General features: G+C 49.5%; 24 protein-coding genes. 12 read left to right on the top strand and 12 right to left on the bottom strand.

The window, feature by feature from the left end; all coding sequences use genetic code 11:
• Positions 1-20 precede the first annotated feature (20 nt).
• The 4 genes from IT233_05790 to IT233_05775 are packed head-to-tail and all read right to left on the bottom strand — an operon-like array spanning position 21 to position 3684.
• On the bottom strand, positions 21-1277 hold the full coding sequence (locus IT233_05790; GenBank protein ID MCC7302135.1) for a Na+ dependent nucleoside transporter: 1257 nt from the start codon (positions 1275-1277) through the stop codon (positions 21-23).
• 43 nt (positions 1278-1320) lie between these two features.
• Positions 1321-1932 (bottom strand): bifunctional nuclease family protein, encoded by a 612-nt coding sequence (locus IT233_05785; GenBank protein MCC7302134.1) that lies wholly within the window; start codon positions 1930-1932, stop codon positions 1321-1323.
• Between the two features lie 35 nt (positions 1933-1967).
• Positions 1968-2933, bottom strand: a complete 966-nt coding sequence (locus tag IT233_05780; protein ID MCC7302133.1) for an electron transfer flavoprotein subunit alpha/FixB family protein — start codon at positions 2931-2933, stop codon at positions 1968-1970.
• Between the two features lie 10 nt (positions 2934-2943).
• Positions 2944-3684: an electron transfer flavoprotein subunit beta/FixA family protein gene (locus tag IT233_05775; GenBank protein MCC7302132.1), complete on the bottom strand. Its 741-nt coding sequence runs from the start codon at positions 3682-3684 to the stop codon at positions 2944-2946.
• Positions 3685-3810: 126 nt separating this feature from the next.
• On the opposite strand from IT233_05775, the gene IT233_05770 reads away from it, so the two are divergent.
• Positions 3811-4794, top strand: a complete 984-nt coding sequence (locus IT233_05770; protein MCC7302131.1) for a pyruvate dehydrogenase complex E1 component subunit beta — start codon at positions 3811-3813, stop codon at positions 4792-4794.
• A 74-nt stretch (positions 4795-4868) separates the two neighbouring features.
• On the opposite strand, the gene IT233_05765 is transcribed toward IT233_05770, so the two are convergent.
• Genes IT233_05765 through IT233_05740 form a run of 6 tightly spaced genes read right to left on the bottom strand, consistent with a single transcriptional unit; the run spans position 4869 to position 10328 of the window.
• A complete protein-coding gene (locus IT233_05765; GenBank protein ID MCC7302130.1) occupies positions 4869-6530 on the bottom strand; it encodes a PD40 domain-containing protein in 1662 nt (553 codons plus the stop codon).
• Between the two features lie 55 nt (positions 6531-6585).
• A complete protein-coding gene (locus tag IT233_05760; protein ID MCC7302129.1) occupies positions 6586-7350 on the bottom strand; it encodes a menaquinone biosynthesis protein in 765 nt (254 codons plus the stop codon).
• A complete protein-coding gene (locus tag IT233_05755; GenBank protein MCC7302128.1) occupies positions 7340-8134 on the bottom strand; it encodes an EI24 domain-containing protein in 795 nt (264 codons plus the stop codon). Before IT233_05755 ends, IT233_05760 begins: the two co-directional genes overlap by 11 nt.
• Positions 8135-8154: 20 nt before the next feature.
• Entirely contained in the window at positions 8155-9060 is a 906-nt protein-coding gene (locus IT233_05750; protein ID MCC7302127.1) for a YihY/virulence factor BrkB family protein, read from the bottom strand.
• A 25-nt stretch (positions 9061-9085) separates the two neighbouring features.
• Positions 9086-9985: a carboxylating nicotinate-nucleotide diphosphorylase gene (gene nadC / locus IT233_05745; protein ID MCC7302126.1), complete on the bottom strand. Its 900-nt coding sequence runs from the start codon at positions 9983-9985 to the stop codon at positions 9086-9088.
• Complete coding sequence (locus tag IT233_05740; GenBank protein ID MCC7302125.1) at positions 9939-10328, bottom strand: DUF4783 domain-containing protein; 390 nt, start codon at positions 10326-10328, stop codon at positions 9939-9941. The genes nadC and IT233_05740 overlap by 47 nt, the downstream gene beginning before the upstream one ends.
• Before the next feature lie 85 nt (positions 10329-10413).
• On the opposite strand from IT233_05740, the gene IT233_05735 reads away from it, so the two are divergent.
• Positions 10414-10872, top strand: a complete 459-nt coding sequence (locus tag IT233_05735) for a 23S rRNA (pseudouridine(1915)-N(3))-methyltransferase RlmH (protein ID MCC7302124.1) — start codon at positions 10414-10416, stop codon at positions 10870-10872.
• On the opposite strand, the gene galE is transcribed toward IT233_05735, so the two are convergent.
• Positions 10863-11903, bottom strand: a complete 1041-nt coding sequence (gene galE / locus IT233_05730; protein MCC7302123.1) for a UDP-glucose 4-epimerase GalE — start codon at positions 11901-11903, stop codon at positions 10863-10865. The two genes, IT233_05735 and galE, sit on opposite strands and share 10 nt — an antisense overlap.
• A gap of 67 nt (positions 11904-11970) precedes the next feature.
• Here galE and IT233_05725 point away from each other — a divergent pair, with 67 nt between their 5' ends.
• Entirely contained in the window at positions 11971-13311 is a 1341-nt protein-coding gene (locus IT233_05725) for a hypothetical protein (GenBank protein MCC7302122.1), read from the top strand.
• Here IT233_05725 and IT233_05720 read toward each other — a convergent pair.
• A complete protein-coding gene (locus tag IT233_05720) occupies positions 13288-14835 on the bottom strand; it encodes a glycosyltransferase family 39 protein (GenBank protein MCC7302121.1) in 1548 nt (515 codons plus the stop codon). The two genes, IT233_05725 and IT233_05720, sit on opposite strands and share 24 nt — an antisense overlap.
• Positions 14836-14911: 76 nt before the next feature.
• On the opposite strand from IT233_05720, the gene IT233_05715 reads away from it, so the two are divergent.
• From IT233_05715 to IT233_05675, 9 genes are read left to right on the top strand one after another with little or no spacing between them, the layout of a single operon-like run.
• Positions 14912-15322, top strand: a complete 411-nt coding sequence (locus tag IT233_05715) for an FdtA/QdtA family cupin domain-containing protein (GenBank protein ID MCC7302120.1) — start codon at positions 14912-14914, stop codon at positions 15320-15322.
• Positions 15315-15875, top strand: a complete 561-nt coding sequence (locus IT233_05710) for an N-acetyltransferase (GenBank protein ID MCC7302119.1) — start codon at positions 15315-15317, stop codon at positions 15873-15875. The genes IT233_05715 and IT233_05710 overlap by 8 nt, the downstream gene beginning before the upstream one ends.
• Positions 15872-16981 carry a DegT/DnrJ/EryC1/StrS family aminotransferase gene (locus IT233_05705; protein MCC7302118.1) on the top strand — a complete coding sequence of 370 codons (1110 nt, stop codon included), beginning with the start codon at positions 15872-15874 and terminating at the stop codon, positions 16979-16981. Before IT233_05710 ends, IT233_05705 begins: the two co-directional genes overlap by 4 nt.
• On the top strand, positions 16974-17909 hold the full coding sequence (locus IT233_05700; GenBank protein MCC7302117.1) for a glycosyltransferase family 2 protein: 936 nt from the start codon (positions 16974-16976) through the stop codon (positions 17907-17909). Before IT233_05705 ends, IT233_05700 begins: the two co-directional genes overlap by 8 nt.
• A 2-nt stretch (positions 17910-17911) precedes the next feature.
• Positions 17912-19612: a hypothetical protein gene (locus IT233_05695; GenBank protein ID MCC7302116.1), complete on the top strand. Its 1701-nt coding sequence runs from the start codon at positions 17912-17914 to the stop codon at positions 19610-19612.
• The gene (locus tag IT233_05690; GenBank protein ID MCC7302115.1) at positions 19609-21075 is read left to right on the top strand and encodes an oligosaccharide flippase family protein; all 1467 of its coding nucleotides are present in this window, start codon (positions 19609-19611) and stop codon (positions 21073-21075) included. The genes IT233_05695 and IT233_05690 overlap by 4 nt, the downstream gene beginning before the upstream one ends.
• Complete coding sequence (locus tag IT233_05685) at positions 21035-22735, top strand: hypothetical protein (protein MCC7302114.1); 1701 nt, start codon at positions 21035-21037, stop codon at positions 22733-22735. The genes IT233_05690 and IT233_05685 overlap by 41 nt, the downstream gene beginning before the upstream one ends.
• Complete coding sequence (locus IT233_05680; GenBank protein ID MCC7302113.1) at positions 22732-23655, top strand: glycosyltransferase family 2 protein; 924 nt, start codon at positions 22732-22734, stop codon at positions 23653-23655. Before IT233_05685 ends, IT233_05680 begins: the two co-directional genes overlap by 4 nt.
• Positions 23652-23936: a hypothetical protein gene (locus tag IT233_05675; GenBank protein ID MCC7302112.1), complete on the top strand. Its 285-nt coding sequence runs from the start codon at positions 23652-23654 to the stop codon at positions 23934-23936. The genes IT233_05680 and IT233_05675 overlap by 4 nt, the downstream gene beginning before the upstream one ends.
• The last annotated feature ends 10 nt before the right edge of the window (positions 23937-23946 follow it).

The following is a 23946-nucleotide window of genomic DNA, read 5'->3' as shown; positions in this document are numbered from 1 at the left end:
CAGGAAGAACTGAGTTTCTGTCAGTTGAGCATTCCCACCAGTACGGCGGTGAAAAGGGAAGCGATGGCACCTCCGATCATGGCTTTAATGCCCAGCCGCGAGAGCATACCCCGCTGGGTGGGCGCCAGTGCCCCTATGCCACCGATTTGAATACCTATGCTTGCAAAATTGGCAAACCCGGAAAGAATATACGTGCTCATGATCAGGCTTTTCTGCTCGGTGAACAGCCCCGCCGCCTTCATCTCTCCAAGGGTTTTGTAGGCATAGAGTTCATTGAGTATGGTTTTTTCCCCGAGTAACTGCCCTACCGCCACCATATCAGAAGAACAAATTCCCAGCATCCATGTAAGCGGAGCGCAGGCATAGCCCAGGATAAACTGAAGGGTGAACCCGTCGTACCGGCCGGCCGTTAGATCCCTGATCCAATCGTTCAAGCCGGTCCACTCCCCGAGCATATTCTTCATGCCGTAATTCACCATGGCGATCAGGGCAATGAAAACAATGAGCATAGCCGCCACATTTACCGCCAGTTTAACTCCTTCGGTGGTACCGTTTGCGATGGCTTCGAGTGCATTTCCTCCCATACTTTGCTTAGGAACCTCAATATGTTCCCGGATCTGTTCTGTTTGCGGGATAAGCATTTTGGAAACCACCAGGGTAGCCGGCGCGCTCATCACCGAAGCGGCGAGCAGGTGCTGGGCATAATAAAGCTGAGCCGCCTCGTCTGCGCCGCCCAGGTATCCCATGTAGGTTACCATCACACCACCTGCCGTATTGGCCATACCTCCCACCATAATGCAAAGCAGTTCACTTTTAGACATTGTTGCCAGGAAAGGTTTGATGAGCAGCGGGGCTTCCGTTTGGCCCAGAAAGATATTCGCTGCGGTGGAGAGGTTCTCGGCGCCCGATATCTTCATTGTTTTGCTCATAAGCCAGGCCAGGCCGTAAACAATGCGCTGAAGGATGCCCAGGTAATAAAACAAGCTGGTGAGTGCGGAAAAGAAAATGATACTGGGAAGGATCTGAAACGCGAAAATAAAACCGTAGGAATTAACATCCATGAGTCCTCCGAAAATAAACTGCGCTCCCTCCCTTGTAAAGCTAAGCACACGCACAAAAAAAGCAGACACATATTCAAAGCCGTCATCCACATACGGAACTTTCAGAACCAGTATGGCGAATACCAGCTGAAAAAGAATGCCAGCTCCCACGAGTTTCCAGGGAATAGCTTTGCGGTTAGAACTAAGCAGGTATAACAGCGCTGTGAGGGTCAGGATTCCCAGCATCCCACGCGCTATGGACTCGATACTCAGCAAGGATTCAGGATTTTTTCCGGCGGTTCAGTTCATCGCGGATGTGGGAAGCCTTTTCATAGTCCTCATCGCCAAGGGCTTCGTTGAGCATCTCTTTCAGTTCTTCGGTAGAACGCTTTGAAAGATCTCCATCCTCTGCGCTCCCGCTTTTTGAGGACTGGGCTTCCTCGATCTCCATTTTTGAAGCCGGCTCGGTCACCGATTCATCGTCGAGAATAATGCCCGCCTGAGAGAGGATAAATTCGTAGGTAGAGATGGGGCAGGCGAACCGTACTGCCAGCGCAATGGCATCGCTCGTGCGGGCGTCAATCTCCACGGTATCCTTCCCATCCTTCTTACAAATCAGTTTCGCATAAAAAATACCCTCCACGAGGTTATAGATAATGACTTCCTCAACGGTGATATTGAACGTTTCGGCAAAACTTTTGAAGAGGTCGTGCGTTAGCGGCCGGCTCGGAGTCATTTTTTCCAGTTCAATGGCGATGGCCTGCGCTTCGAATCCGCCGATGATGATGGGAAGGCGGCGTTTGCCGGTTTGCTCTCCCAGCACCAGGGCATAGGCTCCGCTCTGCGTCTGGCTATAAGAAAGTCCAACGATATCTAAGCGGATTTTTTTCATGCGGGAGGTAGGGTACTCTAAATTTACAAATTAATTCAGGACGACGATTTGAGTTTCTTAAGTGCCGCATTGAGCCGGGGCACCACTTCAAACGCATCGCCGACAATACCGTAGTCCGCCGCTTTGAAAAAGGGCGCTTCCTTATCCGAATTGATCACCACCATTACTTTGGAAGAACTCACTCCGGCAAGGTGCTGAATGGCGCCGGAAATTCCCACTGCAATGTACAGATTGGCACCGATGGTAATTCCGGTTTGTCCAACATGCTCGTGATGCGGTCTCCAACCGATGTCTGCCACGGGTTTTGAGCAGGCGGTAGCCGCTCCAAGAATACCCGCCATTTCTTCCAGCATTCCCCAGTTGGCCGGATCTTTCATTCCTCTGCCGCCGGAGACCACTATCTCCGCTTCGGTGAGTGCTACTTTACCGGTAGCTTTTTTGGTTTCTTTGCAGGTAAGGCTGCCTCCTGTTGAACTGTCCGGCGGATTGAATTCCTCCACTGCCGCTGTTCCGCTTCCTGTATTCACCTGGTACGAATTAGGGGTAATGGCGATCAGGGCTACAGGCGTAGAAACAGTAACATCTGTAAAACCTTTATTGGAAAAACATTTCTTTCGTACTGTCAGGGGTGAAAGAGAAGAAGGCAGCTGAACAGCTCCAGCCGCAAGACCGGCTTTCAACCGGACTGCCAGCCGCGGGGCCACCGATTTTCCGGTGTAGGTATGAGAAAGTATCACCAGTTTGGCATTTTCCTTCTGAGCCGCTCCGGCAATGATGGCCGCCCAGCTTCCGGGCTGAAGTGTTGTATCGCCCTTTGCCGACAGCACTTTTGTGGCGCCGTATTTTCCAAGAGCAGCAAGGTCGTCAGGTGAAACATTTCCTATACTAACGGCCACTACACCGGTTCCGAGTTTCTTTGCCACCTCTGCGGCATAAGACACCGCTTCAAAGGTGGCCTTCTTGAATTTGCCTTCCCAGCTTTCTGTATATACAAGTACCATAAATGTGCAGTTAAATAATTTTTGCTTCGTTGTGCAGCAGGGCTACCAGTTCTTCCTCCTTTCCGGCTTCCACCAGTTTTACGGCCTGTTTAGGGGCGGGACTGTCAAACGCAAGGCTTTCGGAAAACTTTTCATTTCCTGAGGGTTCCACAACCTGCAGCGGTTTGGTGCGAGCAGTCATGATGCCCCGCATGTTGGGAATGCGCGGTTCTGCCATTCCTTTTTGAGCGGTAACCACGAGGGGGAGTTTGCAGCTGAGGATTTCCTTACCACCGTCAATCTCTCGTTCCATTAGCGCTTCCCCGCCTGCGATATCGAGTTTCTGCACCACCGATACGGAAGGTAATCCCATCAGCTCAGCGATCATGGGACCCACTTGTCCGCTGTTATAATCAATGCTTTCTCTTCCGGCAAGAATCAGATCGTAACCCTTGTCTTTTGCGACAGTGGCGATCTGAACTGCGGTAAAAAATCCGTCAGTTGCTTCGGCATTAATTCGGATGGCGTCATCGGCTCCAATAGCGAGCGCTTTGCGGATATTTGCTTCATTGGCAGCAGGTCCAACATGAATCACCGTTACGGAACCGTTGCCCGAGGCTTCTTTTAACTCAAGTGCACGGGTAAGTGCTATCTCATCGTACGGATTGATGATAAATTGCACGCCGGTAGAATTAAAGGCCTTTTTGTCGGGCGTAAAAGTGATCTTCGAAGTGGTGTCGGGAACATTGCTGATGCACACTAAGATCTTCATTCTAAGGGGGATTTAATGAGGGGCAAATTTAGTGATTCTCAGGTAGAAACAGGTCGTGGAAAATTAGTTTATCCCCCCTGTTTTTCAGGTATTTATGCTAAATTTGTGTCCCCTGAACTGATCAACATGAGAACCATTGAATTCCGGGAGGCCCTCCGGGAGGCCATGAGCGAGGAGATGCGCCGCGACGCTTCGGTCTATCTTTTGGGTGAGGAGGTAGCCGAATATAACGGTGCCTACAAGGTGAGCAAAGGAATGCTGGCCGAATTTGGTCCGAAGCGGATCATTGACACGCCGATTGCTGAATTAGGTTTTGCGGGGATAGCGGTGGGATCGGCCATGAATGGTTTACGGCCCATTGTAGAATTCATGACATTTAATTTCTCGCTGGTGGCCATTGATCAGGTGATCAATTCGGCATCAAAGATGCTGAGTATGTCGGGCGGACAGTTCCCGATGCCTATTGTGTTCCGCGGACCTACGGGTTCGGCCGGTATGCTGGCGGCGCAGCACTCGAATGCCTTTGATAACTGGTATGCGAACACAGCGGGATTGAAAGTGATTGTTCCTTCTAATCCTTACGATGCGAAAGGATTGCTAAAATCCGCCATCCGCGATAATGATCCGGTGGTATTCATGGAAAGCGAGCAGATGTACGGAGACAAAGGAGAAGTTCCCGAGGGAGAATACTTATTGCCCATTGGCGTTGCCGAAGTAAAGCGCGAGGGCAGCGATGTAACGCTGGTTACTTTCGGGAAGATTACGAAAATGGTATTGGCAGCGGCCAGGGAACTGGATGCGGAAGGAATCAGTGCCGAGGTAATAGATCTCCGAACGATCCGTCCCATTGATTACGATTCGGTGATCCGGTCAGTGATGAAAACCAATCGTTTGGTGATAGTAGAAGAGGCCTGGCCTTTAGGGAGTATATCCACAGAGGTGGCTTTTAAAGTTCAAAAAGAAGCATTCGATTACCTGGATGCACCCGTTCGGAGGGTCACTTCAGCGGATGTACCCCTTCCTTACGCACCTACCCTCATTGAGGAGGCGCTTCCCAGCATGGTCAAAGTAATAAAGGCCGTGAAGGAAGTGATGTATGCGGTGAGGTGATTGCTGCCGGCTATTTTAAAAAAAGAAGAGTCCGGATGACTACCGGACTCTTCACTTTAACTAAAGAGCAGCGCTTACTTCTTTTTAGGCTTACTCAGAATAATATGCTTCACTTCGGTGTAGGTCTGCTTTTTATCCTCTTTTAACAGGAATTCCTCCTTTTTAGTATCCAACCCATCCTTGGAAACTTCAATGATATAGGTTTTGTTTCCGGTGAGGGTGAAGAAATAAGAGCCATCATCACCGGACATTGTTTCTCCCACCACGGTGCCTGTAGCCTTATCGGTGATCACTACTTTTGCATTTTCCGTACCCTGGCCGGCATCATTAAATACAGTACCCTTAAGGATGGATAACATAGGGCCCTTGTTGGCATCCGCTTTCACGCCCATGATATCGTATTTGCTCATGTCTACGATATAGATGTCGCGTTCACCTTGTCCGCCCGGGCGATTACTGGCGATATACGCCGTGTTGCCATCGGTGCTCAGAACAAACTTAGCTTCCATTCGTGTAGTATTGATAGGATAGCCGAGGTTTTTGGGTTTCGACCATTTGCCATTCTCGAACACCGTCATAAAAATATCATACGAACCCATGGTGTTATGTCCGTTCGAACAAAAGAAAAGTGTTTTCCCGTCAGGATGAAGGAATAATCCGTTCTCATCGTCCGCTGTGTTCACATCCGGACCGAGGTTTACGGGAGGTCCCCATTCACTTTTTGAAATTTTTGTAGACATCCAGATGTCTCCCTGTCCGTACCCTTTGTGTTCTCCTTCCTTCGGGCGTTCAGAAACAAAGAACATTTTCTTCCCGTCGGACGAGATGCAGGCCTGGTCTTCGTAGTAAGAAGAATTGAACGGTTTGCCTAAAGGCTTTGGTGCTCCCCACTTTCCGGAGGTCATCACTTTGGAAAAATAAATGTCTCCCGACTTGGTTTCTCCCTCAACATTACGGTAAACATAGATAATCTTTCCATCCGGAGAAATGGAAGTACAGGCATCGTACCCATCCGTGTTGAGGGAACCTTTGATCAGCTCCGCTTCCGTCCAGCCGCCTTTCACATCATCCCACTTCGACATATAAATATCTTCGAAATATCCGAAATCACCATCCTTGTCAATCTTATCCTTCTTTTTACCTCCCACGGGTCGCCGGGAGGTGAAGATGAGTGTTTTTCCGTCGGCGGTGATGTACGGGCCTTTATCGTCGTAAGAAGAGTTGATGAGATCGCCGGCATTATTCACAACCACGTCCACCGGTTTAGAGATCAGCTCCTGGGCCGTGCGGCACTGGTTGATAAGCGCATCTACCTCATATTCCTTTGCTTTTCCCTCATTGCCTGTTTTAAAGGAGGTATACGCTTCAATGGCCTTGTCCAGTTTATCCACGCCCTGATACGCCTTTCCGAGGCAATAGTCCAGCTCAGAATTCGCTGCCGGGTTAATGGATTTTGCCTTTTCGAGGTACTCTAATGATTCTTCATAAGACTGCATGGCCAGAAGGCATTCTCCCACCCGGAAATTAACGTCCGCGTCCTCCGGTTTGTTTTTAAGTACCTCTTTGTAGAGGTTGAGGGCTTTAACATAATCGCCCCGTAAAAAATCCTGCCGTGCGGTAAAAAGCTTTACCTGGTCTTCACTTTGCTCAACGATATTTCCCTTTTTCTGGGACCATCCTTCATTCACTAAGCCGGCACCCAGGATCAGTGCCATCGCGATGTACAGTTTTTTCATAAATCAGTGGTTATCAGATAAAACAAACCTAAAGGTTTTTCAGGTATTATACAACTTACAGGCCAAGTCCGGCCTTGAATTCAAGAAATTGCCTTATGGCCTCTTTTCCAGCATCATCCAACCGGTAATGGATATTATTTTCGAGGTATTTCTTAACCCGTTCCGGCGCAATAAAGGAAGGGGGGAGTGTTTGAACGAGGGCCGGGATCTCGCTCACGCCTGCTTCGAGCGCCTGGTTGAAGGGAGTAAGATAGGATTCGGGCAGAGAACGCTTTCCCATCCAAACAGCAAAAACAAAGGGCAAACCCGTGAACAGTTTCCAGTGCTCGGCCAGATCGAAGATGTACGGGTATTTTCCTTCCCGTTCCAATGCCCTGTCGCCAATAATCAGGGCTGCGGTTTCGCCTTCAACACGATCTTCGAATCCGGGGCTTCCCTGCTTCCATTCCGGATTGATCTTCCACCAATTCCGGGCCAGAATACGAACGAGCACGGCAGAAGTGCGGGAGTGATAATCGAGGTAAACCGTTTTGATCTGATCGAGCGGAACCCGGGAAAACAGCATCACACTTCCTACCGGTCCGTCGGCTCCAATGCAGAGATCTGAAATGATCCGGAGGTCCTTTACCGCCGGAATCATGGCTACCGGAAGAATACCAACGTCTGCTGCACCCTGTAACATTTTCTCAGCACATTGGGATGGGATATCGAGGGACAGTGATGAACGGGAACTGCGCAGGAACCCGGAATGCTTCAATCCATGGATAAAAGGAAGGCTGTTCAGGTAGGTTACACAGGAAATGCGGTACTCAGGTTCCATACTTCTGTTGTCCCGACTTGAGGTTCACCATTTCATGAATAGCCAGGGTAGCGGCCACCACGCTCCAAAGCGGAGCGATCACCGGAGCTACAAATTTACCGAAGAAGGGGATCATGAAAAAAAGTGAAAAGATCATTCCGTTCCCGATGGCGATGCCGCGGTGGTTGCGGATGAACCGGATGCTGTCGCGGATCGTCATACGCCTTCGCTCATTGGTGTAATCCATCATGGAGAATCCGTAGAAATAGCTGGCAACGGCAAACATACCTACCAGGCTGATGGCCCACCCGATCACCGGTATAAAAGAGATTACAAAAAAAACAAAAGTAAACCCCAGTTCCAGGAATAGATTCCTCAGTGAAATGGCGACGCCCCGTACCACATCCCTCATCATCTGATCGCCGTCGAAGGGATAATGATTTCCGGTAATAATCTCATCCACCCGCTCTGAGATGTAAGCCAGCAGCGGTGAAATAATGATGAGCATGATGCTCTTAAAAACGGAGAGATACATAATCCACACGGCAATAGCCACCAGGAGTTCCAGGCTCCATTTCACCACCGCGCCGATAAAGCCGTCGCCGTTCATTCCAAACCATCCGGACACGGTGTTTACGATCCAATCTGCCACCTCGTTACTCACCCAGTGAATGGCGTAATAACCTCCCACCCACAATCCGACGGAAACCGTCAGCGTTGCGAAGAAAAACTTCCACAACCCGTTTTTCATGATGAAATCCCAGGCCTTGCCGTAGCTGTTCAGCGCCAGTCCCATCTGTTTCATAACGGTTTTATACTGATGACTCACTTTTCTGCCAGAATTTTTTTCCGCCGGGCGGAATGAATGCTTGCATTGATCTCAAATCCGAGGAGAAGTACCAGAGAATTCAGGTAGATCCACATCATCACTACGATCAACGTACCAAGGGAGCCATATATTTTATTATAACTCCCGAAATGATTCACAAAATAAGCAAAACCCAGTGATGTAACAATGCTGAGAAGAGTGGCGATAAGCGAACCCGGACTAAAGAACTTCCAGCCTCTGTTTCTGCGGGCGGGCGCCATAAAATAGGCGGAGGAGATCATCACCCAGAATAAAAGAAAGAGCACCAGCCAGCGTGAAATATTGACCAGGAAACGTCCTCCTGTACTGCCTTCTGAAACTACATGGGCAAGCATCCACTCCCCGGTTACCAGCGTTCCGACACCCAGAACAAGGATCAGGACAAAAATAAGCACCAGTGCCAGCGACACGAGCCGCTGCATGAACACATTGCGTTTTTCGAGCTCATGAAAGGTGTTATTGAATGCGTTGATCATGGAATTGAAACCGTTGGTAGAAAAATACAGCGCCATTAAAAATCCCAGCGACAGGAGTCCTCCATTCTGCCTTGTAAGAATTTCCTGAATGGTTTCTTCCGTTGCTGCATAGGCATTTTCGGGCATCACCATGCGGATGGTCTCCATCAATCGTGGCTGAAAGTCTTCAATAGGTACATATGGAATAAGCGTAAAAAGAAAGATGACGGAAGGAAACAAGGCCAGGAAAAAGTTATAGGCCAGTGCGGCGGCGCGGGTTGGGAGAGCTCCCTTGGTGAGTCCCTGCCGGAAATAGACACCGGCCTCATAAACGGAAATTCCGCCAAAGCCGGGCGGAACTGTTCTTTTAGAAAGGCGGAGTACCGCACGTACCGGCGGCAGATTCATAAAAAAGCGGGTTATCCTATCCATCTCAGAAAGCCTTCAGTGAAAGGTCCAGACTACGAACACGGTGCGTAAGCGCTCCCACCGAAATAAAATTCACTCCGGTGAGTGCTACCTTTCGAATGCTGTGTTCATCAATACCGCCGGACGCTTCCGTTTCCGCTTTGCGCCCAATAAACTTTACGGCTTTCCGCATTTCTCCTGTGGTCATATTATCCAGCAGAATGCGTTGCACCCCACCCTCCCCTACGATCTGTTTTACTTCGCGGAGCGACCGGGCTTCCACCTCAACAGGAATGCGGAGTTTTTTGGTGCGCAGGTATTTTTTCACTTTGCGTATGGCCGGCACTATACCTCCGCTGATATCAATATGATTGTCTTTTACAAGAATTCTGTCGTATAAACCAAAACGGTGATTTGCACCACCTCCCAGCAGGACTGCCCATTTTTCCGCGAAGCGGAAGTTGGGAGTGGTTTTGCGTGTATCCAGCACCTGAGCACCGGTTCCTTTACACAAACGCATCAGATGAGCTGTTTGCGTAGCGATACCGCTCATGCGCTGCATCACATTCAGCACAAGACGTTCGGCCAGCAAAATGGACCGGGCGGGTCCAATAACCACAAAAGCGATATCGCCCCGCCGGACCGGTGCGCCGTCTGCTGCCATCAATACCACCTTGAGCCGGGGATCTACCTGAAAAAATATTTCCGTGGCAAGCTGTACTCCTGCCAGCACCCCATTTTCCTTCACAATCAGCCGTGCACGGGCTTTTTTACCCGGGGGAATAGTAGAAAGGGAAGTATGATCGCCACTGCCATGATCCTCCTGCAGGGCGGATTTCACAAAATCCCGGATCCGTTTGCCGGTGATGTAAGGGGGATTATTCTTCCTCTTTTTCAATACGCAGCTGGTGGATGTAGAAGACATTGTTCTCCTTCTTGATGAACCATGTCACCTTAAAGGAGCCTTTGCCCGTCACCAGCTTTCCAATGGCGAATTTTGATCCATTTTTGGAAACGCCATTGTGCACCACATTAAACGATTTGGGTAGATTTTTCGTAAAGAAGTCTTTCAGGATCAGTTCAGCCTGGGAACGGCTGTACACCTCCTCCTTCTCCAGAATCACAAGATCCACCTGCTCACCCATGTACTTTGCCAGCCCTTTGGCATCTCCCTTCCGGAACGCGGCGGCAATATCATCGCTGATATCGCCCGGGTTGGCCCAGCAGAGAAGCATAACAACAGAGGCAATCACCGCCTGAAGTTTCATGAACATGGGATTTTAGATACAAGAATCACGCCAAACCGGTACATTTAGGCAACGGTTCACAAAGTTAAGATTATTCACACAGATGGTGAAACTCAGGATATTGACGATAGGCCGGACGGACCGGGGTCCGCATCTCGACTTGATGGAAGAATACAAAAAAAGAATCGCGCGTTATTATACAGTGAGCTGGGAAGAGCTGCCCGAAGGAAAAGGTGATCCGGAAGAACAGCGAAACCGGGAAGGAAAGTGGATACTGGATGCGCTGGAAGAAAAAGAGCGGCTGATCCTGCTGGATGAGAAAGGCAGGGAGTACACATCCCGCGAGTGGTCTGAATGGTTACGTAAAACCACAGAAGGCAGCGGAAAATGCACATTGGTTACGGGTGGGGCCTTTGGTTTCAGCGGGGAAGTAAGAAAACGCGCCGAAGGAATGATCGCCCTCTCGAAGATGACCTTTCCTCACCAGCTGGCACGGGTATTTCTTGCGGAACAGCTTTACCGGGCGTTCAGTATTTTACGTAACGAGAAGTATCATCACGACTGAAGGCTCCGGTATTTCTTCTCCCACTCCCAGGCCGAACGCATCATTTCTCCCAGTGATAATTCAGGCTGCCAGCCCAGTTCGCGTTTTGCCTTTTCGCCGTTGGAGTAGATTGCCGCCACGTCGCCGGGCCGGCGCGGCCCCCTTACCACATTCAAGGTAAGATGGTTGACTTTTTGAAATGCATTAACGGCTTCCTCCACGGTGGTGCCATTGCCTGATCCCAGATTGAACACATGCATACCTGCGGAACTTTTACTGCTGTTGAGCCATGCATGTGCCAGCACATGTGCCCTGGCAATATCTGTGATGTGAACATAATCGCGTATACAGGTTCCATCGCGGGTGGGATAATCGGTACCATGAATGTATATCTCTTTCCGTTCTCCTGCCGCTACCGCGCACAGAATAGGAACCAGTCCGGTAACATTACGCTTCTGAATCTCACCTGTTTTCCCGCTGGCGTGTGCACCAGCCGGATTGAAATAACGCAAAGCGGCGGTTTTCATCTCCGGGTGCGCGGCGGAATAAGTCCGCAGGATTTCTTCACACTTCAGCTTGGTAGCACCATAGGGCGATTCCGCCTTTTGCAGAGGTGTTTCTTCCGTAACCGGTTGCACAGGACTGTTCCCGTACACCGAGCAGCTGGAGGAAAAAATCAGTTTGTTCACGCCGGCGGTTCGCATTTCTCCGAGCAAGACCTCAAGAGAGCCAACATTATTTGAAAAATACAGCTCCGGCTTTTCAACTGATTCCGGAACCGATTTCAGTGCCGCGAAATGAATAACGGCCGTGATCTGGGGGTTTTCCGAAAAAATACGGCGGGTGTCGGCGGCCCGGGTCAGGTCTACGTTGTAATTCTTTACCTCTTTCCCGCTGATCTCTGCTATCCGGCGGAACGTATTCGCATCTCCATTGGAAAAATTATCAGCGGAAACAACATCATAGGATCCGTCCCGCAGAATTTCGAGGATGGTATGTGAACCGATATAACCGGCACCCCCGGTGACCAGAATGCTCTCTCTGTCCTTCACGAAGCGCAAATTACATATTTCCCAAGTTGTTCACCCGTAAATTGGCTTAATTTTGTGAAAAGCATGCATGCGGGATTACTATCAGCTTATTGATCTGTTACTGCCTCCCCTTTACCTGATTCTTCTGCTGGTATGGGCCAAATGGTATGAAAGCACGAAGGTTGAAAAGCACCCCGAATACCGTTTCTTCACATTAGGCCTGCTGGCAAAAACGGTGGGAGCCATCGCCGTGTGTCTCATCTACACATTCTACTATAACGGAGGAGATTCCACGCTCTACTTCGACAGCACCAAACCCATGTGGAGACTGGCCGATCAGAATTTCACCGCTTTTCTTGAAGTGATGTTCAGATCACCCGGACCCGAAGTATTCTCCTACTTTAACACAGAAACCGACTGGCCCGCTTACCGGCATGATCACCATTCGTTTTTTGTAGTTAAGATTGTTACGGTCTTCGCATTTTTGGGCGGACACAGTTTTATTACCACTGCCATTTTGCTGGCGGCTGCATCTTTTTCCGGGATCTGGAAACTATTCCGCTTCTTTTATTCCTATTATCCTTCCATCTCCGATCAGCTGGCGATCGCTGTTCTTTATATTCCATCGGTTGTTTTCTGGGGTTCCGGTATTCTGAAAGACACACTGATGATCGGAGCCATCGGGTGGTATACCTACACTTTTCACGAGGTATTTATACGGCGCAGGATCCGGTTCTTCAATACGTTCATGCTGCTGTTCAGCTCCTACCTGATGCTGGCCATTAAACCGTATATTTTCTTCGCCGTGTTGCCGGGTTCCACGATCTGGTATGTCGGAAATATATCAGCCTACATTGAAAACCGTTCCCTGCGAATGATGGTTACACCCATGCTGGTAATAATCGGTCTGGCACTTGGTTACCTGATCCTTGACAGCATGCAGGAACAGTTGGGGCAATACCGTTTTGATAATATTCTTAAAAAAGCGGTGGTTTCACAGCGCGACCAGCAGTCGGAGCATTACCAGGGAAACTCCTTCAACATCGGTGAATTCGATGATAATATTCCCAGTATACTCGGTGTTTCCCACAAAGCGGTGTTTGCCGGAATGTTCCGTCCTACGCTGCTGGATGTTAAAAACGTAGTGATGCTCCTTGCTGCGCTGGAGAACACCTATTTGCTGTTGCTCACGATTCTGCTGCTGATCAAACTGAGAGTGGGGCGGTTCTTCAAATATATTTTCCAGGATCCGCTTCTTCTCTTTTCCGTATTGTTTGCATTGTTTTTTGCTTTCTCGGTAGGATTGGCCACTTCCAATTTCGGCTCACTGGTACGTCTCCGGATTCCGAGCATTCCATTCTATCTTTCCGCACTTTTTGTGCTTCGTATGTATTACGAGAAATATTCAGGGAAAAAGCTGGGCATCTGATTCTTTCCTGTGGCGACTGAAAAAGTTGTTACCAGCCACATACATTCCCAGCACACAACCGGCATAGAGCAGCGGCATAAAAGGAAGCATGTAGCGTTGCTCGATTTCCAGATGAATGCAGGAGAAGAAAACAGCCGCCAGCAGTACAGAAAGCATCATTCCGGGGATCCGTGAATACCGGTGCAACAAAAAGCACAGAGGAATCAGGAGAAGGAAGCAGGAAGCATGCACGGCGAAAAAGATCGCTTTCCATCCCGACGAAACAATACCATCCTTCTGCAAGGCGAATACATGCGCACTCCCCGAATGAAAAATCAATCGCTGCAGATACATCAACCGGGGTTTTATGCTGTATTTCCAGGCACTGCGGTTGCGGAGTGTTCTCACTGCTTTACGGTAGGCCGCTTCTGCCTCTATGGAAGAGGCCATGTACACATCAGGCATTGCATGCAGCGCATGGTAATAGGGCGCCTGTTCCCTTAGCGCGTTCCGGTGTGCACGGAAGGCATTCAGCAACCCGGCGGAGTCGGCGGTGAATACATCCTTTGGAATATGCCGGATGAGTTCTCCGGGAAAATCATATGTAGTATCCGCATCGACGGTAGCAATATAAAAGGGCTGATGCATCGCATTAAATTCCCGTCCGGTAACACCCCAGGCTTTGGCCAGGGTGAACATGCCACGGAATTCCGGTTTCATCCGGTCCAGCGATTGCGGATGAAAAGCCTGTTCGAAGAGGACCCATTCTCCGGTTTGGATTTTATTGCGGAAGAGCCATGAACCACTTACGATCACCGGAAACAACAGGGCGGCCGGCAGCAGACGCAGGAACTGAGCGCGCGAGGTAAAAAGCAAAATCAACAAAGGCAGGGCCGCCAGTATCATATAAGGCCGGGTATAAACCAGAAGTGACAATATCGCTCCGGCCCAGGTCCAGTTTCCTCTTCGAGAAGGATGGGACGAAATACTTTGTAAAAACCAGAGGTAAGCCATCGTCAGAACCGGTGTAACCGCCTCCGTAAGTGTAAACGCGCTCCAGAAAGCAGTATAAGGCCACAGACCATAAAGAGCAGCCGCAGTGAATGACCACCGGAGCGGAAGATCCCACCGGCACAAAATCAGAAACAGCAAGCCCACAGAAATGCCGAAGAGAAGACATTGAAAAAGATGAAGAAACAAAGGCGTCTGCTGCCCGAAAACCGCGAGAAATGCCGAAAGCATGAGCGGGTAAACAGGAACCCTGCGAAAGTAACTGCCGTTTCCGGCAGCCGGAGAACGGCGCAACTCGCCGGAAGCAAGAAGATTTTGCGCCGGGCTGAGGTAATATTCATCATCGGCATTCAGGATCATCCACTCACCGCGCAGTGAAGCGTTGGCAGCCGTGGTGTTGCCTTCGGTGCGAATAACATGCCGGTTCCAGCCATTGAGAAGAAAAGAAACAAACGAAAAGAGGATGGTGATCCCGAAGAAGTAATTCCGAATACCTGAAGATACAGATCCCATCAACCGGGTTTGGAAATTCATCTAAAGATAGCATGCTTTTATCATCCGGTCTTCCTGTTTCGGCTCCAATCGAAAAATACATTATTTTTAGGCCTATATGGCTGACTTCGAACGACCCTATCTGATCCGTTTCGATAAAATCGGTTCCACTGAACTAGGATACATTTCCGTGGCTGAATACGGAAAACAAGTGCCCTTTCGTGTAGAACGGGTATACTGGACCTATTTCACTCCGGAGGAGATCACAAGGGGTCACCATGCCCACTATACGCTGGAACAAGTGGTGGTTGCCGTTTCGGGAAAGCTGAAAATCGAACTTGAGGCCGTGAACGGCGAGCGAAATGTTTTTGAACTGACCAAACCCGACCAGGGGCTTTTTATTCCAAAACGATACTGGAGAACACTCTTTTTCGAACATCACAGTGTGCTGCTGTGCCTGGCCTCCCAGCCTTTCGTTCAGGAAGATTATATCCGCGACCGCGAAGTATTCCGGAAACTGAATGGGTAAAAAAATTCATCCCTCGGCCATTGTTGAAACCGATCATATCGGTGAGGGCACACGGATTTGGGCCTTTGTGCACATATTACCCGGTGCAGCCATCGGAAATGAATGCAATATCTGCGATCATTGCTTTATTGAAGGAAATGTACGCATCGGGAATCACGTGACTGTTAAAAGCGGGGTACATATCTGGTCCGGCGTAAACATTGCCGACCATGTATTCATAGGGCCCGGGGTGGCATTCACCAATGACTTACTTCCGCGCAGCGGTAATAAGAATTTCGATCTGAAAGAAACATTTATCGCGGAAGGAGCCAGCCTGGGCGCCAACGCAAGTATTCGCGCCGGTGTACGCGTGGGAAAGTATGCCATGGTAGGTATGGGAAGCGTGGTAACGCGCGATGTGCCGGATTTCGCAATGGTATTTGGAAATCCTGCTGTTTTCCGCGCATGGGTCGGACGCGACGGGAAGAAACTGATTCCAGGATCAGACAGGGTATGGACCTCGGAAAATGGGGAAAGTTATATTGAAACAGACGGAGTTCTCAGGCCAAAATGAAGAACATCCCCTTTCTCGATCTTGCCGCCATTCACCGGCCCCTGCGCAAGGAACTGGAAACAGCCTTTCTCAAGGTACTGGATCGTTCGCATTACATTCTCGGAGAAGAACTTGAATCCTTTGAGAAGGAATTCGCAACTTTTTGCGAAAGTTCTTATTGCGCGGGAACGGGGAACGGGCTGGACGCTCTGGTGCTGGCACTTCGGGCACTGGGAATTGGCAAGGGTGACCGTGTGATAGTGCCTGCACACACATTTATTGCCACCCATCTTGCGGTGATTCAGGCCGGCGCTGTGCCACTGCCGGTAGATGTACGTTCCGACACCATGAATTTAGATCCATCGCTTCTATCCGAAGCCATGCGACCCGATGTAAAGGCGATCCTGCCCGTGCATTTATACGGACAATCCTGCGAGATGGAACCGCTTCTCGCTTTTGCAGAAAGAAACAATCTTTTTGTAATTGAAGATAACGCGCAGGCGCAGGGAGCCCGGTATAAAAACAAACGAACAGGATCCTTCGGGGCAATCAGTGCCACCAGCTTTTACCCCGGAAAAAACCTGGGTGCTTTGGGTGACGGGGGTGCTGTAACCACTTCCGATCCCGAATTATATTCCAGTATCTGCCGGCTCAGAAATTACGGGGCAAAAGAAAAATACATACACACGGTTACGGGAGTTAATTCACGTCTGGACGAAATGCAGGCCGCTTTTCTGCGGATCAGGCTCCGTGGGCTTGAGGATGCCAACCAGCGGAGAAAAAAAATTGCCGGCACCTACCACCGCGCCCTAAAAGATACCGGCGATCTGGAACTTCCTGCTCTTGCTGAACACTGCGAATCCGCATATCATCTTTATGTAGTCCGGACCGGCAAACGAAAAGAACTTCAAGAGCACCTGAATAAAAAAGGAATTGGCACAATGATACACTATCCGGTAACGCCTCACCGGCAACAAGCCCTGGAGTTTCTGAATTATCCGGAGGGATCCTTTCCGGTTGCTGAACGTATCCCTGCCCGATGCCTCAGCATTCCCTGTCATGAAGCTCTTGCAGAACCAGAACAGGAATACATCATTACCGCTATTAAATCGTTCTTCAATGGATAAACTGTCTGTTATCATTCCCTGTTACTTCAATGAAGAAAATATTCCCGATACCCGCCGGGAAATTCTTGCGCTGCGCGAATGCATGAAAGACCAGGTGGAAATGGAGGTGATACTGGTGGATGACGGTTCCAAGGACCGGACCCTTCCGTTGCTGAAGGAATTTCATCGTGACCATCCGGAGCTTGTGCGTGTGATTAAGCTCAGCGGAAATTTCGGATCATACAATGCCATTCTCGCCGGGATGAATCACGCCACGGGCGACTGCACGATCATTCTCACGGCTGATCTCCAGGATCCGCCGGAACTCATCCCGAAAATGTACGAACACTGGAAAAAGGGAACGAAGCTCGTGATCGCCAACCGCACAGACCGGGAAGAAGGAGTGACCACAAAAATATTTTCAGGGATTTATCATTCGCTCATGAAAAAGCTGGCGCTTCCGAATATACCCGAGGGAGGTTTTGACCTGGTGCTGTTCGACCGTCAGCTGAGGGAACAGGCTGTACGCATCAACGAAAAGAATACGAATCAGATTTACCTGCTGGCCTGGATGAACTATGAATATGTTTGCATTCCTTATACACGCCGGAAAAGGGAAAAGGGCACCTCGCGCTGGACCTTTCGTAAAAAACTCAAACTGTTTATTGATTCCTTTGTTTCGTTCTCCTTCTTTCCGATACGCCTCATTTCAGCGATGGGACTTATTCTCGGTTTCCTTGCACTCTGCTATGCCCTATTTATCGTTATCGCAAAATTCAGCGGGATGGTACCCGTGGAAGGTTGGTCATCGCTCATGATTGTAGTCCTCTTCGTTTCTTCTTTCCAGATGATTGCGATCGGGATTGTGGGAGAATATGTCTGGCGGGCGCTGGATGCCGCTCGTCAGCGTCCGAATTATATCATTGAGGAGATCACGGAAAAGAAATAACGTTGACACGCCGCCGCATCGTTCCGTATATTTTCCCGGCACTGATTTTCCTGTTGCCATTGCTCCCTGTACTTTTTTTTGGAAAAGCAACATTGTTCACAGTGAATGATGTGATGGATTCCAATCATGTACTGTATTCCATTATCGGCGGACAGGTGAGCGGCGCTGAACTGCAGGGCGGAACTTATCCCTCCATTATGGGAGGTTTGCCGGAGAGCGGTCTGCCTTCACGTTATTCCCTCATCAGTCTGATCTATTTTCTTTTTGAACCGTTCACCTCCTATTTTATCCATCTTCTGCTAATAAGGATGGTTGCCTTTGCAGGAATGTATCTTTTATTTACCCGGATCATGCAGGCAGAAAACCGCTTCGCGGTTTGGTCTTCACTGTGTTTCTCCCTCCTGCCCTTCTTTCCATTCGCGGGCTGCAGTGTGGCCGGCTTACCGCTGCTGGTGTTCGTTATTTCACGCATTACCAGGAAAACCGGGGGGGTGGGAAATATTCTTTATCTTCTTGTATTTCCCCTTTGTTCTAATATGGTATGGATAGGGATTGTGGCGGTTCCCCTGCTGCTGCTGTATATCGCCTGGCGGGGCCTCCGGCACCGGCCTGTACCTCTGCTGCTTTTACTTTCACCCCTTCTTCTCACGGCGGGTTATTTTCTCTCTGAATTTTCACTTTTACGTGATACGTTTCTGGATGCCAGGTACATTTCTCACCGGGAAGAATTCTCTATGCATGCCTTCATGTATCCTGTAACCCTGCCCTGGGCTGTTCTCCTCGGATGGGATCTGTTTATTTATTCGCAGGAACACACCCAAAGCCTGCAGTTTCCCGTACTGCTGCTCTCTGTTCCCCTGCTGTTGCTTGCAGCCTTCCGGCAACACTGGTCATACCGGAAAAATTGGCTTCTGCTTTTCCTTTTCATCGGCCTGATTGCACTCGTGTACGGATTGCTGCTTTGGTCGCCTGTGGCCGCTGCAGCGGAACGTATAAAAATATTCCGGCTAATCGACCCTTCGCGTCTGTATTTTCTTCAGCCATTTCTCTGGTATTTGCTCTTTTTTGGTCTCTTACTGGAACTCTACCGCCGTTCCGTACTCATGCGGCTGGCGGCACAAATTCTTTTGGCTGCCCAGATAAGCTGGCTGTTATGGAACGATGTTCCCCTGCAAACCTTCCGTTCTGAAGGAGCAGAGGGAATCTATATGCGATACGATCAGTATTATTCCGCGTCGTTATTTTCTGAAATATCCGCCGATCCCGAGGTTCGCTCGGGGAAAAAACGTTTTGTATGCCTGGGGTTAAATCCGGGTATCGCTCAAATGAACGGACTGCATACCATTGATGGTTATGTGAGCAATTATCCCCTGGAATATAAGCACCGTTTCCGGGAAATTATTGCCGCAGAGCTTGAGAAAGATGCCACCATCAAAAAATATTTTGATCACTGGGGCAGTCGTTGTTACCTCTTCAATCATGCTTCCCGGCGTACGATGTATGTACGGGAGACGGATAGGAACATCTGGCCGCTGTTGGATTTGAATGTGTCTGCGATGAAAGCACTGGGTGCCACGCATCTGCTGAGCTACGTGCCGCTTCCGGAGCAGATGAATCAATTCAGGAAGGAAAAATGCTATGAAACTGCCGGAATTGGAAACAGACTCTATCTGTATGCCCTGGCTGAACCGGAAATCAAATGAATATCAGGCAGATCATAACCGGAACTTCCGTGTATACCGCGCTGGGACTTTTGCCCGCTCTCTCACGGGTGATCCTCCTGCCGGTGTTTTTACTTTACCTGCCTCCGGAGGAGTTCGCGCTGATTTCGCTCTATACACTGCTCACGGCTATCTTTCCGGTTTTCATGACGCTCAGCCTCGAACATTCACTGATACGTCACTATTTCGACTACCGGAAGAACCGGCGCCTGCTCAACACCTATGTCTCCACCATCCTGCTCTTTGTGATCATTGTTTCTCTGATCATCGCCGCTGTTTTTTTCCCCTTCGGCGACTGGGCTTTCCGCTTACTCTTCAAATCGGAAAGGTTTAACTTCAGTGATTTCGGAATGTTCGTTCTCCTGCAATCGCTCGCCTGTTCCTTAATTTCTGTTATGAATGCCTATTTCCGCACTGCTCAATGGATGAAAACATTTGCCCTCTTCTCCCTCGGACAGCTGCTGCTTACCACCGGTGCGGAAGCCTATGCTATTCTATCTCTGCACGGAAATGCGCTAACCGTCGTAGAATTTAAAACCTGGTCCACCATTGCCGTTACGGTTCTCTTCCTCATCTACCTTCTGGTACAAACAGGTATACGTTTCGACCGGCGATTCCTGCCTTCTTCCATGAACTATGCCCTGCCTGTAATTCCCTATGTGCTGTTCGGGATCATTTTCACTTCATTCGATCGCATTGTAATAGAAAACGAACTCAATCTTACGCTGCTTGCCGCATTCAATCTCGCGGCGGCTATTGGCGGTATCTGCGACACGTTTATCACTGCCATACAAAACGCTACCTATCCTGCGATTTACGATCTCTTTAAAAAAGGTTATCATGCACACAGCAGGGCCATACACACCATTTACCGTTTCAAAGGATCACTCATTCTTTTGGGAGCCGGTGCGCTGGGCCTCCTGGCCTACCCTCTCATTCACGCCTTTATAAGAGAGGAATACCTGCCTGCAACCGGTATTGTACCGCTTCTGATGGCCGGTTTTGTGCCACGGTTTTACTACATCGCCTATTCCGAACCTGTTTTCTTTTTCAGGCAGACCAGAAGATTACCCGCACTGAATTTCATTATGGGGGTGGTTTCAGTGAGTGCCAACCTGGTACTGATTCCTGTGCTGGGAATTGCCGGAGCGGCATTTTCCTCTCTTGCCGCCCGATTGGCCCAGTTGCTGCCCGCCATTAACCTGTACCGGAGCGTCTCCGATTTCAGATTTCATTTCGGCACCTTTCATGCTTTTTGTGCAGCATTCTTTATTCTATCGCTTATCGCCGGCACGGTTATTACTTTCACACAGGCAGCTCCATTGCTCGCATACATCCTGCTCTCGCTCCCGCTCTTAACGGCCCTCCTCTCCTTCTTCGGCATCAGAAACACTATCAGAACAAATGAAACACTGGCTGATCACAGACGATCCGGAAAAATTTAAGCGGTCCGATGCGCTCCTCGTCCTGCTGATGCGGAAAGAGCAGGTGCTGAAGGCGCGGGGCGCTGGCGCCGACGTTTCCGTTCTCAACGCAGCACAAGCCGGTGTGGAATTGAAGGCGGCCGAACATTTGCTGCGATGGATGGATACCTTCCTGCGGGAACTGCGTATGCCTAAGGAATTTATTCCGCCCGTACTTGCAAAACAGCCGGCGACTTACACTGCTAAAGCACTTTTACATTACGCGCTGAAAGAAACTTTTCTGGACGCATTCATACTCAGGGAGCAGTTGCAGGTATTCCGGAAAATATTGAGCCTGCCCTCCCTGACAGCGGAGTTAAGCATGGGAGAACGTTTTCATTTCTTTCCAGCCGGGTTTTATGATCCTCATTGCAGGCTGAGTCCGGGTTTAAAGAGCACCCGCGCTAAAAAAAGCCCGTTAAAGAAAAATATTGTCCGCCTTGCCGGTAAGGCACTTCATCCGGCCGTGCCGGCAGTACAGAAAGGAAAGCGCAGGATTCTTTTTCTGACCCAGTCGCCTGTTTTCAACAACCGGCTGTTCCGACGGTTTTATGAAATCGCTTCCTCCGACAAAGAAACGGAACTTGTGGTGCTCCATTACGCCAGTTTGATCGGATCGCCGGCAAAAAAAGAAATTGCGCTCTTCCGAAAACATGGCATCCGTTTTTATGAGTACTCGGATTTCAAGACGCACAATCCCCTGTCAACGGAATTTTTTCGCAAAGAATTATCCAGGCAAATCCCGCTTCCTCTGCCGGAAGCAATGGATTCTTTTTTAGAAGCCACGCTGCTGAATTATCATTGGATGCCGGTGGTGCTTGATACCATCCGGCCCGATCTTGTTTTAACATACACCCTGGGCGAACCCGGACGCTGGCTTGCCGACACTGCCCGTTTCCGGGGAATTCCCGCAGCATATGTAGAATACAGCCTTTTCACCGATGATGCTTTCTGGATGGAACCGGGCATCGCCTTCAGTAAACGGTTTTGCATAGGTCCTGAAAGCGTTCAGCTATGGAAAAGAAGAAAAGATCCTACCCCCGAACATGTTCCGCTTGGTTTCACGGGTTTTGATACAGCGGATCCACCAGTTAAAAACAAGGAAAAAAAACGCCAACTACTTTTCGCCAGCACCTGGTCAGGAACGCACGCAGGCTATCAGGACCAGAAAAAACTTCTCATCCGTGAGCTCGCAGACTGTTGCCAGAAGGAGGGTTTTCAGCTGGTGATTAAAAAACATCCTTCGGAAACCGACACCATCGCGGAGGATACCATTCGTTCCGGAGGTTATAAAAATACAATCATCGTAGGGAAGGAGTCGCAGGACCGCTTATTGCAGCTTATCAGCGATTCGGACCTGGTATGCTGTCAGAATTCCAGCATTGGGCTCGAAGCACTCTATATGCAAAAGCCATTTTGTTACCTGAATCCGTTTGAAGACCGTATTTCACAATACAGTCTGCTGCACCGTGCAGGCTATTCACGTACATTCCGCAATCCTGCCGAGATGTTTGAAGCCTGGAAAAAAGGATCATTCCCATCCCGTGAAGAAATAGCGCTTCTGCGGCCGGGCATTCTGAATATTTCTGATCAGCCGGCGGGCGTGGAATTATTCCGGGAACTTAAAAAAATGATGAGATGAACGGGCTAAGCATCATTATTCCAACCTATAAGAGAGAACAGATCCTGCATCAAACGCTGGAAGCGCTCTTACCCGAATTGAAAAAACTCTCCTTTCCCACAGAGGTGATCGTAGTCAACGATGATCCTGACCAAAAACCTGCGCTGCAGGCCGGCAGTTTGTCCGGGATAAAACTGCTGAACCACAGCGGTAAGGGAGTAGCCGGAGCCAGAAATACCGGAGCTTACGCTGCAAGTGGCACACATTTGCTGTTCATGGATGATGACCACCTGGTAAAAGCGGAAAATCTCCAACGCACCTGGGAGCTACTTCAACTCTATCCGCGTCGCGTTTATGGCCCGAACTGGATTTATCCTCCCGAATTGAGTAAACGCCTCGTGCGAACCCGCTTCGGCCGGTTCCTGATCCGGAACGGATTCACTACACTCAAAGGGTGGAGGCATGATCTGAACTGGGATGACCACACGCCCTTCCGCTGTGAACACATCGCCAGCAGTTATTTTCCTATGGCCAAAGATCTGTTTATGGCAGCCGGTGGGTATGATACCGATTTCCCATTTGCCGGTTTTGAAGACCGCGATTTCGCTAATCGCGTGAGCAAGGCGGGACTGGAACTTTACATTGATCCCCTGAACATGATTTACCATAATGAAGCAGACCGGGTTGAACCCCTTCCCTGGCTGGAGCGTAAACGCAGGTCGGCCGTGACAAGAAAAATTGCCGTCCTCAAAGGCATCCCGGATGCCGTTCCGGAATTCGGAGCGGGAAAGAAATTGCTATATCGTGTATTCGGACTCTCTCCCCGCCTGCTTTTATTTGCGGTGAGGGCTATACCTCCCCTTCGCCTGCTCGATCCCTTGTATTTCCGGGGGATAAATCTGCTTCTGGGAGTCTATCATTTTAAAGGATTTAATTCATGAAGGCATTTCTCCGAAAAGCGTATGCCATTCTTCCGGGGAAAAAGATTGTTTTTACCCTTCTCCGGGATCTCTTTTATCCGGATCAGAAGGTGTACTGTCATCTTCATTTTCACGGTGTATTCTGGGTGGAAATGCCGGGAGAAGAAATATCCTTCCGCATGCGGCATTTCGGTTATGTGCTGGAAAATCAGCTCTTTTGGGAAAGCTGGGATAGGTTCAGCGAGTCTGGATCGTTAAGCAGCCAGAGGAAAGGAACCGGAACACATGCTCGCGCCTTATGATTATCTTTAT

Source organism: Bacteroidia bacterium (assembly GCA_020852255.1).
In the GTDB taxonomy this organism is placed as follows: domain Bacteria; phylum Bacteroidota; class Bacteroidia; order JADZBD01; family JADZBD01; genus JADZBD01.
Note: the sequence above shows the minus strand (reverse complement) of the source record. Positions and strands in the feature narration are given on the sequence as shown.

Coding starts and splice junctions, on each gene's coding strand:
- IT233_05785 (MCC7302134.1), bottom strand. CDS start 1,932: ATGAAAAAAATCCGCTTAGATATCGTTGGACTTTCTTATAGCCAGACG.
- IT233_05780 (MCC7302133.1), bottom strand. CDS start 2,933: ATGGTACTTGTATATACAGAAAGCTGGGAAGGCAAATTCAAGAAGGCC.
- IT233_05775 (MCC7302132.1), bottom strand. CDS start 3,684: ATGAAGATCTTAGTGTGCATCAGCAATGTTCCCGACACCACTTCGAAG.
- IT233_05770 (MCC7302131.1), top strand. CDS start 3,811: ATGAGAACCATTGAATTCCGGGAGGCCCTCCGGGAGGCCATGAGCGAG.
- IT233_05765 (MCC7302130.1), bottom strand. CDS start 6,530: ATGAAAAAACTGTACATCGCGATGGCACTGATCCTGGGTGCCGGCTTA.
- IT233_05760 (MCC7302129.1), bottom strand. CDS start 7,350: ATGGAACCTGAGTACCGCATTTCCTGTGTAACCTACCTGAACAGCCTT.
- IT233_05755 (MCC7302128.1), bottom strand. CDS start 8,134: ATGAAACAGATGGGACTGGCGCTGAACAGCTACGGCAAGGCCTGGGAT.
- IT233_05750 (MCC7302127.1), bottom strand. CDS start 9,060: ATGAATCTGCCGCCGGTACGTGCGGTACTCCGCCTTTCTAAAAGAACA.
- nadC (MCC7302126.1), bottom strand. CDS start 9,985: ATGTCTTCTACATCCACCAGCTGCGTATTGAAAAAGAGGAAGAATAAT.
- IT233_05740 (MCC7302125.1), bottom strand. CDS start 10,328: ATGAAACTTCAGGCGGTGATTGCCTCTGTTGTTATGCTTCTCTGCTGG.
- IT233_05725 (MCC7302122.1), top strand. CDS start 11,971: ATGCGGGATTACTATCAGCTTATTGATCTGTTACTGCCTCCCCTTTAC.
- IT233_05720 (MCC7302121.1), bottom strand. CDS start 14,835: ATGAATTTCCAAACCCGGTTGATGGGATCTGTATCTTCAGGTATTCGG.
- IT233_05715 (MCC7302120.1), top strand. CDS start 14,912: ATGGCTGACTTCGAACGACCCTATCTGATCCGTTTCGATAAAATCGGT.
- IT233_05710 (MCC7302119.1), top strand. CDS start 15,315: ATGGGTAAAAAAATTCATCCCTCGGCCATTGTTGAAACCGATCATATC.
- IT233_05705 (MCC7302118.1), top strand. CDS start 15,872: ATGAAGAACATCCCCTTTCTCGATCTTGCCGCCATTCACCGGCCCCTG.
- IT233_05700 (MCC7302117.1), top strand. CDS start 16,974: ATGGATAAACTGTCTGTTATCATTCCCTGTTACTTCAATGAAGAAAAT.
- IT233_05690 (MCC7302115.1), top strand. CDS start 19,609: ATGAATATCAGGCAGATCATAACCGGAACTTCCGTGTATACCGCGCTG.
- IT233_05685 (MCC7302114.1), top strand. CDS start 21,035: ATGAAACACTGGCTGATCACAGACGATCCGGAAAAATTTAAGCGGTCC.
- IT233_05680 (MCC7302113.1), top strand. CDS start 22,732: ATGAACGGGCTAAGCATCATTATTCCAACCTATAAGAGAGAACAGATC.
- IT233_05675 (MCC7302112.1), top strand. CDS start 23,652: ATGAAGGCATTTCTCCGAAAAGCGTATGCCATTCTTCCGGGGAAAAAG.